Origin of the sequence: Streptomyces phaeochromogenes, assembly GCF_001418655.1 — a bacterium.
GTDB classification, from domain to species: Bacteria; Actinomycetota; Actinomycetes; order Streptomycetales; family Streptomycetaceae; genus Streptomyces; species Streptomyces phaeochromogenes.
This window is the reverse complement of record NZ_LIQZ01000143.1, coordinates 1-10182: the sequence shown is the minus strand read 5'-3', so window position 1 is coordinate 10182 and position 10182 is coordinate 1. Positions and strand designations below refer to the sequence as shown.

At 67.2% G+C, this 10182-nt stretch carries 11 protein-coding genes; 6 read left to right on the top strand and 5 right to left on the bottom strand.

Annotation, left to right across the window (positions count from 1 at the left end):
• Nucleotides 1-360: VOC family protein (locus AOK17_RS19680; protein ID WP_055613822.1), on the bottom strand; the 360-nt coding region annotated here is incomplete at its 3' end.
• 25 nt (nucleotides 361-385) lie between these two features.
• Nucleotides 386-1270: a helix-turn-helix transcriptional regulator gene (locus AOK17_RS19675; protein WP_055613821.1), complete on the bottom strand. Its 885-nt coding sequence runs from the start codon at nucleotides 1268-1270 to the stop codon at nucleotides 386-388.
• Between the two features lie 242 nt (nucleotides 1271-1512).
• Here AOK17_RS19675 and AOK17_RS19670 point away from each other — a divergent pair, with 242 nt between their 5' ends.
• The 3 genes from AOK17_RS19670 (at nucleotide 1513) to AOK17_RS19660 (ending at nucleotide 5537) form a co-directional block, all read left to right on the top strand.
• Nucleotides 1513-2526 (top strand): aldo/keto reductase, encoded by a 1014-nt coding sequence (locus AOK17_RS19670; protein ID WP_055613820.1) that lies wholly within the window; start codon nucleotides 1513-1515, stop codon nucleotides 2524-2526.
• A 129-nt stretch (nucleotides 2527-2655) separates the two neighbouring features.
• Complete coding sequence (locus tag AOK17_RS19665; RefSeq protein WP_055613819.1) at nucleotides 2656-3048, top strand: hypothetical protein; 393 nt, start codon at nucleotides 2656-2658, stop codon at nucleotides 3046-3048.
• An 8-nt stretch (nucleotides 3049-3056) separates the two neighbouring features.
• Nucleotides 3057-5537, top strand: a complete 2481-nt coding sequence (locus tag AOK17_RS19660; RefSeq protein WP_425424622.1) for a DUF4132 domain-containing protein — start codon at nucleotides 3057-3059, stop codon at nucleotides 5535-5537.
• Here AOK17_RS19660 and AOK17_RS19655 read toward each other — a convergent pair.
• Nucleotides 5524-6678 (bottom strand): serine hydrolase domain-containing protein, encoded by a 1155-nt coding sequence (locus AOK17_RS19655; protein ID WP_079053148.1) that lies wholly within the window; start codon nucleotides 6676-6678, stop codon nucleotides 5524-5526. The genes AOK17_RS19660 and AOK17_RS19655 overlap by 14 nt on opposite strands.
• 174 nt (nucleotides 6679-6852) lie before the next feature.
• Between AOK17_RS19655 and AOK17_RS48585 the strand changes: the two genes are divergently transcribed.
• The 3 genes from AOK17_RS48585 to AOK17_RS19645 all read left to right on the top strand — a co-directional run bounded on the left by AOK17_RS48585 (nucleotide 6853) and on the right by AOK17_RS19645 (nucleotide 8840).
• Nucleotides 6853-7380, top strand: coding sequence for an SUKH-4 family immunity protein (locus AOK17_RS48585; protein ID WP_079053147.1), 528 nt, complete (start codon nucleotides 6853-6855; stop codon nucleotides 7378-7380).
• Nucleotides 7381-7791: 411 nt separating this feature from the next.
• A complete protein-coding gene (locus AOK17_RS50790; protein WP_157881362.1) occupies nucleotides 7792-8061 on the top strand; it encodes a hypothetical protein in 270 nt (89 codons plus the stop codon).
• Nucleotides 8062-8249: 188 nt separating this feature from the next.
• Nucleotides 8250-8840 carry a hypothetical protein gene (locus tag AOK17_RS19645; RefSeq protein ID WP_055613815.1) on the top strand — a complete coding sequence of 197 codons (591 nt, stop codon included), beginning with the start codon at nucleotides 8250-8252 and terminating at the stop codon, nucleotides 8838-8840.
• A gap of 104 nt (nucleotides 8841-8944) precedes the next feature.
• Here AOK17_RS19645 and AOK17_RS19640 read toward each other — a convergent pair whose 3' ends face one another.
• Together AOK17_RS19640 and AOK17_RS19635 are read right to left on the bottom strand one after the other, a co-directional pair.
• Complete coding sequence (locus AOK17_RS19640) at nucleotides 8945-9136, bottom strand: DUF397 domain-containing protein (RefSeq protein ID WP_055613814.1); 192 nt, start codon at nucleotides 9134-9136, stop codon at nucleotides 8945-8947.
• An 11-nt stretch (nucleotides 9137-9147) separates the two neighbouring features.
• Nucleotides 9148-9999, bottom strand: a complete 852-nt coding sequence (locus tag AOK17_RS19635; RefSeq protein ID WP_079053146.1) for a helix-turn-helix domain-containing protein — start codon at nucleotides 9997-9999, stop codon at nucleotides 9148-9150.
• Between the last annotated feature and the right edge of the window lie 183 nt (nucleotides 10000-10182).

Sequence of the window (10182 nt, the reverse complement as noted above, 5' to 3'; positions counted from 1 at the left end):
GACGTTGCCCCAGGGGTCGGCGATCTCGACGGTCCAGCCGGTGGCCACCGGGAAGGGCTCGTCCAGGGGCTGGATCCCGGCCGCGGTCAGCGCCCGTGCCGTCACCCGCGCGTCCCGCACCTCCAGCCAGACGCGGCACGCCGGCCAGGACGGCCCCCGCTGTCCGAGCTCCTCGTCCACGCGCAGCAGCACGCCCGGAGTCTCGTTCCCGACCTTCAGCAGGGCGATCCCGGCCTCGTCCAGGCGGAAGGCAACCGGGAATCCGGCCCGCCCGTAGAAGCCCAGCGCCTCGTCGAGGTTCCCGACGGGCAGCAGCACGTTGTCGAAACCGAGCAGTTCGTACGACTCGTCATCTGACATACCGTCAGAATAGGTCGCCGTCCGCTCAGGGCGAGGGAACCGGCTGCGGCGTCGCGCGCGTGGCGAGCAGCCGCAGCGCCTTCTCCGTAGAAGAGCCGGGCTCCGCCGTGAACGTGACCAGGGTCTGGCCGGGATCGGAGGGCAGCGGCAGCGACTCGTAGTGCAGCCACAGCTCGCCCGCCACCGGGTGGGTGATGTGCTTCACGCCGTAGCACAGGCCTCGTACGTGCTGCTGGTCCCAGCAGTGGCGGAACTGCGCGCTGTGTTCCAGCAGGTCGGCGATCAGTGCGCCCAGGGCGGGGTCGTCGGGGTGCCGGCCCACGTCGGCGCGGAGCGTCGCGGCCATGTACTCGCCGCCCGGCTCCCACTCCGGATACAGCGACCTGGACTGCTCCTCGTCCAGGAAGTACAGCCGGGCCAGATTCCGCTCCCGCGGCTCCAGCGCGGCGAAGTCGTAGGTGATCAGCCCGCCGAGCGTGTTCCAGGCCAGGACGTCCATGGCCGCGCTGCACACGTACGCGGGTACGTCCTCCATGGCGTCGATCAGCATCCGGATGCCCTGCCGGACCTGCTGCGATCCCGTCGTCCCTGTTGTCCCTTGCGTCCCCGTTGTCGGCGTCCGGCGTCCCGGGAGGGTGAGGTCCCGCAGATAGGCGTACTCGGAGTCGGTCAGCCGCAGCGCGCGGGCGACGGCGTCCAGGACGGAGTCCGAGATGTTGGGCGTACGGCCCTGCTCGATGCGCGTGTAGTAGTCCACGCTGATCCCCGCCAGCTGGGCGGCCTCCTCGCGCCGCAGGCCCGGCACCCGTCTGCGGTTGACCCCGGCCGGGAGTCCCAGCTCAGCAGGGTCGAGAGCGGCCCGGCGGGCCTTGAGGAACGCGCTGATGTCGGGTTCGGGACGCGTGACCATGCTCTGAGTATCGCCCAGCAGGATCCGTTGCCGTGGTCGTCGCCGCGGCCGATGCCGTCCGCCGGATCCGCGGACGGCTCCTCCGCCACCGCTTCCTGGTACTGCCAGACCCAGGCTGGACCGGGCCTGGTTCGGATGTGCGGCGGGAGGGAGGGTCGAAACGTATCCACACAGCCACGTGAAGCAAGCCCACAGCCATGTGAAGCCCACAGCCACGTGAAGCCCAAGGAGGCTAGACACTCATGCAGCGCAGGATTCTGGGCGGCACCGGCATCTCGGTCAGCGAGTACGCGCTCGGCGCGATGATGTTCGGGGAGATCGGCAACCCCGACCACGACGATTCCGTACGGATCATCCACGCGGCCCTGGAAGCGGGCATCAACTTCGTGGACACCGCCGACATCTACAGCACCGGCGAGTCCGAGGAGATCGTCGGCAAGGCCCTCAAGGGGCGCCGCGAGGAGGTCGTCCTGGCCACCAAGTTCCGGCTGCCCATGGGCGACGAGCCCAACCTGGCGGGAGGCTCGCGCCGCTACATCATGCGCGCGGTCGAGGACAGCCTGCGGCGCCTGGACACCGACTACATCGACCTCTACCAGATGCACCGCCCCGACCCGCTCACGGACATCGACGAGACCCTGTCCGCCCTGTCCGACCTCGTACGGTCCGGAAAGGTGCGGGTCGTCGGCTCCTCCTCGTTCCCGGCCGACCAGATCGTGGAGGCCCAGTGGACGGCCGAGCGGCGCGGCCACGTCCGGTTCCGTACCGAGCAGCCGCCCTACTCGATCCTGGCCCGCGGGGCGGAGGGCAGCATCCTTCCGGCGGCCCAGCGCTACGGCATGGGCACGCTGACCTGGGGTCCGCTCAGCGCGGGCTGGCTCTCCGGCCGTGACCTCGCGGCCAGCGGGCGGGCCAAGCTGGAGGGCTTCAAGTTCGACCCGGCCCTGCCCGGCAACGCGGCCAAGCTCGCCGCGGTCGCCGACCTCAAGAAGGTCGCCGCCGACGCCGGTCTCCCGCTCCCGCACCTGGCCCTGGCCTTCGTACGCGCCCACCCGGGCGTCACCTCGGCCATCATCGGCCCGCGCACGATGGACCAGCTCACCGACCTGCTGGCGGGCGCCGACGTCACCCTCGACGACGCGATCCTGGACCGTATCGACGAGATCGTTCCGCCCGGCACGGACCTGAACCGGGCCGACAACTATTTCGTCGAGCAGCCGGCGTTGACGGACCCCGCGCTGCGCCGCCGCCCGTAGCGCGGACGGTTCGACCACAGCGCGCACGGTACGACCCGCAGTGCGGCGGGGCTCCGAAGCCGGGCCCCGCCGCCTGTTTCCCCCCCCTGCGGTGACTGATTGTCAGTGGTGCCTCGTACTGTCGACGGCATGGGAATGGTGACGTTCGTCGACGAGACGACAAGCGGGGACCGCGGTGCGGGCTGGGGGCTGGAGATCGCCGAGGAGCGGCTCGCACTGCGCGAGTTGATCCGGCGGCGGGTCTTCCAGGAGGTCGCCGAGTTCAACGCGCGTACGCCGGAGGTGTTCCAGGGGCTGGTGCAGCCCAAGGACACCGAGCGCGTGCTGAACGGGTACGCGTTGCGGACGCCCCGGCGGATAGACCCCGAGGTCCAGACCGAGCTGGCGCTCAGGGCCTTCGCGGGGAACGGCTTCCTGGTGCTGGTGGGGGACCGGCAGTTCACCGACCTCGACGAGGAGATCGAGCTGAAGCTCGGCACCGAGGTCACGTTCCTGAAGCTCGTCGCGCTGGTGGGTGGCTGATGGCGTCGATGCGATCGCACTCGCAGAAGATCCGCAACCAGCTCGACGCGGGCAACATGGGCAAGCTCGCCGACGAGGTATTGAAGGCCGCTGTCGCCAACCACGGCTTCTGGGGTGACGAATGGTCCGAGCTCTTCGACACCCTGCGCAACCTGCCCATGGAGGAGCGTCGCCGGCTCGCCCACGCGTTCATCGAGCGATTCCAGTCGCTCGGCGAGGAGCCGGAGACCCGGCAGAAGGTGCTGACGCTGCTCGGCATCATCGCCCGTGACCTGCCCGACGACTTCTTCCTCCCCACCGAGCGGCTGGCGGAGCTCCAAACGCTCGGTGCCCGGCACTCCTACTGGCACGCCACGCGCCTCGACCTCCTGGCGGAGGCGGAGCTCGCGACCGGCCGACAGCTCGCGCCCTCCGTCGTGGCCGTCTTCCGCCGTACGGCCCTGGTCGCCTACCGCTCGGAGCACCTCGTGGAGTTGGTCAAGAAGCTCACCACCCCTGTCCTCAACGTCGGTGAGGCGTGGGCCGATCACGCCATGGAGCAGCTCACCGGCTCGGACGACGACCCCTGGCACGCCCTGCTCGTCCACGCCCTCACGGCCACCGCCTCCAAGCCCAGCGCCAAGTGGGACAAGCAGGCCCAGGCCCTCATCGACACCATCGGAGCGGACCGGGTCAGGGAGACCACGCTGTCCTGGCTCGCCCTCGTCGGCCGCCCGCGCACCATCCCGCTGGAACGCCAGACGTACGAGCCGGACATCAACAACGCCTACGACCCTTACAACGCCAACGCCCTGCGCGGACTCGCCTGGCTGCTGTCCCTCCTCCCGCCGCACCCCGACACGGCCCGGGCACTGGGCGCGCTCGTCGAGACCTCCCTCAAGAAGGTCGCCGGAATGGGCCCGCGCAACCCGAAGGTCGCCAACGCGGGCGTCATCGCGCTCTCCCGCGTCGACAGCGAGGCCGCCCTCGCCGAACTGGCCCGCCTGGCCACGCGGGTGACGTACAAGAACACGGCGAAGCTGCTGGACGTCGCGCTGGAGGCGCGCGCCACCGCTCTCGGCCTGAGCCGGGAGGAGATCGAGGAGCTCGCCGTCCCGGCGTACGGGCTCACCGAGGTGGGGCGCGCCCGGCACCAACTCGGGGACGTCACAGCCCTCATCGAGGTCCACGGCACCAAGTCCGTGCTCGGCTGGCGCAACGCGGTCGGCAAGGAGGTCAAGAGTGTGCCCGCGGCGGTGAAGCGGGATCACGCCGAGGAGCTCAAGGAGCTCAAGGCCGCCGCCAAGGACATCGACAAGATGCTCTCGGCGCAGGCGGAGCGGCTCGACCGCCAGTTCCTGGCCCGGCGCACCTGGGCGTACGACGCCTGGCGCGAGCGCTACATCGACCACCCGTTGGTCGGTACCCTCGCCCGACGCCTCCTGTGGACGGTCGACGGGAGACCGGTCGGGTTCGCCGACGGTGAGCTGCGCACGCTCACCGACGACCCGGTGGCCACGGGTTCGGAGACTGCGGGTTCGGAGGTCGAGCTCTGGCACCCCGTAGGCCGCGAACCGGCCGAGATCGTCGCCTGGCGCGACTGGCTGGAGCGGCACGAGATCACCCAGCCGTTCAAGCAGGCCCACCGCGAGGTGTACCTGCTCACCGACGCCGAGCGCGCCACGGGCACGTACTCGAACCGTTTCGCGGCGCACGTGCTGCGGCAGCACCAGTTCAACTCGCTGGCCGCGATCAGGGGTTGGCGCAACAAGCTCCGGCTGTGCGTCGACGACTCGGCCCCGCCGGCCACCCGGGAGCTGCCCCAGTGGGGCCTGCGCGCCGAGTACTGGATCGAGGGCGACGGTGAGGAGTACGGCGAGGACACCACGGAATCCGGCAGCTACCTGCGGCTGCGCACCGACCAGGTCCGCTTCTACCCGATCGACGCCCCGGAGAACTCGGCGCACTGCTACGGCGGCGAGTACAGCATGTGGCTGCGGGACGGGCAGGACCCGGTCGAGCCCCTGCCCCTCACCGAGATCCCACCCCTCGCCCTCTCCGAAGTCCTGCGCGACGTCGACCTGTTCGTGGGAGTCGCGAGCGTCGGCAACGACCCGACCTGGCAGGACGGCGGCCCCGGCGGCCGCTTCCAGGAGTACTGGTCGGGATACAGCTTCGGCGAGCTGAACCAGAGCGCCGAGACCCGCCGGGCCCTCCTGGACCGCCTGATCCCCCGGCTCGCGATAGCCGACCGCTGCACCCTGGAGGGCCGCTTCCTCCATGTGAAGGGCGAGCGCCACACGTACAAGATCCACCTCGGCTCGGGCAACATCCTGATGACCCCGAACGACCAGTACCTGTGCATCGTCCCGAAGTCCGCGCCGACGTCTCCCCAGACCGGCTACTTGCCGTACGAGGGAGACCGAACCCTCGCTGTCATCCTCAGCAAGGCGATGATGCTGGCCAAGGACACGGAGATCACGGACCCGACGATCCTCAGCCAGCTGTAGCCGGTACCGGGACGTCGAACGCCGCCCCCGCGATCCGCAGGACGTACGGCAGTTCCGGGGACCGGTCCGTCGGGTTGAGGGAGTAGACCAGGAGGCGGCGGAGGTCGCGGATGGCGAAGACGCCGCTCGTGTAGCCCGGGACGTGCCCGCTCTTGCCCCAGACGACCGTGCCGTCCGGGAACTCGGTGCGCTGGAGCCCGCCGTAGCTGAACTGCGTGTCACCGGACGCCGCGGCGGGCATCCGGAAGAGGTCCTTCTGCTGGGCCGCCGGGAGGAGGTGACCGCGGTACAGGGCCGTGAAGAAGCGGGCCAGGTCGGGGGCGTTGGAGATCATGCCACCCTCCGCCCAGCCGTACGGGTTCTGGACGCTGACGTCCTTGAGCCCGCCGGAGCCCGGCACCGCCACCAGTCCGCGTGTGTAGGGCGCCGGGATCGACCAGTCGTCCAGGGCAGGCACGTACGTATCGCGCAGCCGGAGGGGGGCGAGGATGCGGGCGCGGACCTCGGAGCCGTAGTCGTGCCCGGTCACCTGCTCGATGATCAGTCCCGCGATGAAGTAGTTGATGCCGTTGTAGCGCGTGGCCCGGCCTGGTTCCGTCGGCTCTCCGCAGGCCAGTGAGGCGTCGACGGCCTCGCGCGGTGACATGTCGTCCGTGGCGCAGGTCATGATCTGCAGGCCACTGGTGTGGCTGAGCAACTGGCCCACGGTGACGGGGTAGTAGCCGGCCGGCAGAAGACCCGGCATCAACTCCTGCACCGTGTCGTCCAGGGCCAGCCGTCGCTCGGCGGCCAGTTGGAGCAGCACGGTCGACGTGAAGATCTTCGTGACACTGCCGATCCTGAAGTGCGCGCCGGCGGCGGGCACGGACGGACCGGCCGTACCCGTCCAGCGTCCGTCCGCCCCGGACATCCGGATCAGCCCACCCGTCACGTTCTCATCGGGCAGCCCGGCGAGGGCCGCCCGCAGAGCTTCCTTGTCGAGCCCCCGGTCACTCTTGTCGGGCCCCTGGTCACCGCGGGCCACCCCGTGCCCGGGGCCCGCGGCCATAGCCGGCACGGTCCCGGCCACCAGCACGGCCGCCACGGCCCCGGCAGCCGCCACGGTCCTCCAACGCCTCTTGTACTCACCTAAGTTCGCCATGCCCACCAGCCTCGCGCCGCACATCCCTCCCTTCCATCGGGAAGTTCCCGGACCCGACCCTGACCTCACCCTGAGCCTGTCCCTGCCCGGCACGGGACCTGTCATGGAGGCTTCAGTACTCTTCAGGCTGATTGTGGGAGGGGGAGCCGGTCGAAACTCCATGTGGATTCCAACATGAGTGAACATCGAGAGGCGGCAGCCCGAGCCTTGTTCGCGCCGCTTGATCTCCTCGTTGTGGAGGTTGATCAATGTCCTGTCGGGGTTGAGGGCGTAAATAAGTGGATGTTGCCGGAATCTGATCGGCTGGCCCTGATTCGATGGGGTCTTCCCATGATGGAAGATTTCCGACTCGTTGTTAATCTCCAGGAAGGCGTTTCGCCCGAACTTGATGTTCGGGGGCGAAAATATTACAGCCTTGGACTTTTCGCTGAACATGAAGTCGGAGTGTGTGTGGGGAGTGGGGAAGTCTGGGGATTCAATCCGGACGCGAATCCACCCGATTCATTCGTAAATTCCTCTGTTGCGAATTTTGTCGAGACTGCGTGGCGCTGGTACTGGGTTTATAAGGAGGTCAAGCCTCTCCGCTTCGACATCGAGCTGTATGACTTGCTCGATGATTTTATCGATTTTTCCGTGAGGCTTGATCCGCAGGTGGGTTCGGCAGTCTCGTCTATGTGGCGCGGAATTATTGAGTCGTGGTAGAGGGCGTAGGGAGGGGTGGGACGAAATTCGGCGTCTACATGTGGAAAGTGCCATGGCTGGAAACAAGATGAACCCAGATCGGGCCACAGTGCTCGCTTGGCTTCGGCAGGCTCTCGCTGATGAACTTGACGATCCCATGAGGGTGATCGGGTTCAAGCGGAGGGTTCGCGGCGTTTCGTATTCTCGACACGGGGGCGATGACAGGCAGAAAGTTGACATTGAGTTGATGTGGTTGAACGGTCTGTTCTCGACCAAGTCATGCGAAATCCGCCCGTTCTGGCCTTCCGTGATGAGTGTGAACTACGAGATTTGGTCAGTCATCTGAAAGGTTGGCTCAAATCCTCGGTAATTCCATACATGAATGCGAGGAACCCGGTGGAATAATTTGCCCGCGAAGGAAACCGGTCTCTGATGGCCAACTCGGGTGATGAATTTCCGCGAGGGCCTCGGCCCGTGGTGTTGGCGGCCGTGCAGAAATTTCTAGATTATCCCGACGACGTGTTGGCGACACTCGAATTCGCTTACCCGCGGGAGGCTCAGGAGCGCGCGTACTACCGCGATGCGCTCATTGCGGTTAACGCGGATTATGGTTTCGGAACCGTCGAATCCGATGGTGCTGCCAAGCTCGGCGAACGAGGGATTCGGCCATTGCGGTTCGGGCCTGGGTCAGAATATAAGTGAGGGAAACAGTGATACGTCGGTCGGGCATCAGTATGGCGGCAGCAGTGCTCGTGGTTCTTTCTTCCGCAGTCGCGTGTGGGGGCGGCTCGGAGGCGGGTTCTGGAACGAGCACCGTGAATTCCGAGGGCACGGGTCCGTCAGGGATCAACGCCCCGGATGAGCCACGGAGCGAGGCGGATCTGAACCGTATGGCGCTCACGGCGGAAGACCTTGACGGATACGAGGTGAACCGGACGGTGCAGGACACTGTGGCTTCCGGCAGGACGGCGGATCCTGCCAAGTGCGGGCCGATCGTCCAGGCTCTGGGCCAGAGCGGCAGTGCCTACGCCGCCACTGCGCGTGTCGGCCGGATCCTACTCTCGGAAGGCGACGATTCCGGGGCGAACATGACCCTCGCGTCGCACAGTGCCGGGGACGCGAGACGGGTCGTGCAGGCATTCCGTGAGGCGGCCGAGCGGTGTACGGCCTTCACGGATGTCGAGGCGTCCTTCGACTATGAGGCGGTCGAGGTCCAGCCCGACCCCGGATACGGCGACGAATCGGTCTCCGTGCGACTCACCCAGGTCGTGTCGTACCCGGACGACAAGCCTGTGAGGGTTCCCTTTGCGGTGGTGGTGGCCCGAAAGGGCACAACCGTCGCCATGTTCTACACCTTTAATGATCCGCTAGGGCCGCAGGGCAAGAGACCAGCCAGTGTTCCGGTTGCCATTGTCAGGGCTCAGCTGGACAAGATCGGCGAGCTGGAGGTGTCTGCAGCACCGCTTGAGCGAAGTCGCTGACGGCCTGGTGCAGTTGTTCTGAGATGTCGATCAGGTGGGCGGCGGCATCTTGTATCGGCACACCAGGATGTGTTGGCGGGCCGTTGGTCGGCCGAAGGAGAGCCTCAAGGGCGGTTGGTTATCTCCCGGCGGGTTGCGGCCAGCAGTGAGTGGAGGCCCGAGGGGCGAAGGGTGAGGGCGGTCGTCGGTTCGTCGGATTCGCGGAGGCGGATCGTTCCGTCGGGGGCGGTGGCGAGTTCGACGCAGTTGTTTCCCTCGCTGCTGTAGGACGACTTCTGCCAGTGGAGGGTGGGCACTTCGGGACCTTTCACAGGGAGTTGATGATCTCGCGGATGAGGTCGCGCGACGCGGCTTCCTTGAGGGCGACCGCTTCGAAGTGGGACATGAACGTGCGGTAGTTCTCCAGCTGGAAGTCCGCGTGCAGGAATACGGACCCATGTTCGGCGTCGAGTTGCACGGTGTCCAGTTGGGGGACAGGTCCTTCGGCGTACAGGACGGTCTGTCCGGCGCCGGGGAAGATGCCAGCCTCGTAGGGGATCACCAGGACGGTGACGTGGTCCCTTTCGCTCATCTCGACGATGTGCTCCAACTGCTCACGCGTCACATCCCGGCTGCCGAACCTCATGCGCAGGGCCGCCTCGTGAATGATCGCGGTGTACGAGGTCGGGCTGTCCGCGAAGAGGATGCCCTGACGCTTGATGCGATGGGTGACGCGGTACTCGACCTCGGGCGGCGACAGTTTGGGGATGGACTGCCTGAAGACGAGGCGTGCGTAGTCGACCGTCTGGAACAGGCCGGGGATGTGGGCGATCTGAGCCGTACGGATCGCTGTCGCGTGGTGCTCCAGTTCGGACAGGTCGAGTAGCCCTGAGGGCAGGGACTCGCGGTACTCCTCCCACCAGTTGCGCCCCCGACTCGCAGTCATGGCTGAGAGCGCCTCGATATACGGCTCGTCCGAACAGCCGTAACTGTGGGCGAACATACGAACGCGGTCGCTGCTGACACCGAAACGCCCGGCTTCGATGGAGCTGATGCGTGCCGCGTTGACGCTCAGCAACTCCCCGGCCTCGCGTGCGGTCAGACCCGCCCGTTCTCTTAGTTTGCGCAGCTCAGCACCGATGCGCTGCTGCCGTACGGTCGCTGCTGATCTTGGTGGCATGCCGCAGCCCTCTCACCCTTAGGGGTAATGGTTTGACGTGAAGAGTAGTAACCCTACTCCCGATCCTCTACCTTCAGTGGCGCACCAACTACCCACCGTGGTGACGGACTTCACGGAAGTGCACCGCCATGCCCGCACGCAGGCCGGCGGCAGAGCCACCGCCCGCGCCACCCGCCCCCCATC

Coding starts and splice junctions, on each gene's coding strand:
- AOK17_RS50790 (WP_157881362.1), top strand. CDS start 7,792: ATGGCCAACTCGGGTGATGAATTTCCGCGAGGGCCTCGGCCCGTGGTG.
- AOK17_RS19670 (WP_055613820.1), top strand. CDS start 1,513: ATGCAGCGCAGGATTCTGGGCGGCACCGGCATCTCGGTCAGCGAGTAC.
- AOK17_RS19675 (WP_055613821.1), bottom strand. CDS start 1,270: ATGGTCACGCGTCCCGAACCCGACATCAGCGCGTTCCTCAAGGCCCGC.
- AOK17_RS19660 (WP_425424622.1), top strand. CDS start 3,057: ATGCGATCGCACTCGCAGAAGATCCGCAACCAGCTCGACGCGGGCAAC.
- AOK17_RS19635 (WP_079053146.1), bottom strand. CDS start 9,999: ATGCCACCAAGATCAGCAGCGACCGTACGGCAGCAGCGCATCGGTGCT.
- AOK17_RS19645 (WP_055613815.1), top strand. CDS start 8,250: ATGGCGCTCACGGCGGAAGACCTTGACGGATACGAGGTGAACCGGACG.
- AOK17_RS19665 (WP_055613819.1), top strand. CDS start 2,656: ATGGGAATGGTGACGTTCGTCGACGAGACGACAAGCGGGGACCGCGGT.
- AOK17_RS19655 (WP_079053148.1), bottom strand. CDS start 6,678: ATGGCGAACTTAGGTGAGTACAAGAGGCGTTGGAGGACCGTGGCGGCT.
- AOK17_RS48585 (WP_079053147.1), top strand. CDS start 6,853: ATGAGTGAACATCGAGAGGCGGCAGCCCGAGCCTTGTTCGCGCCGCTT.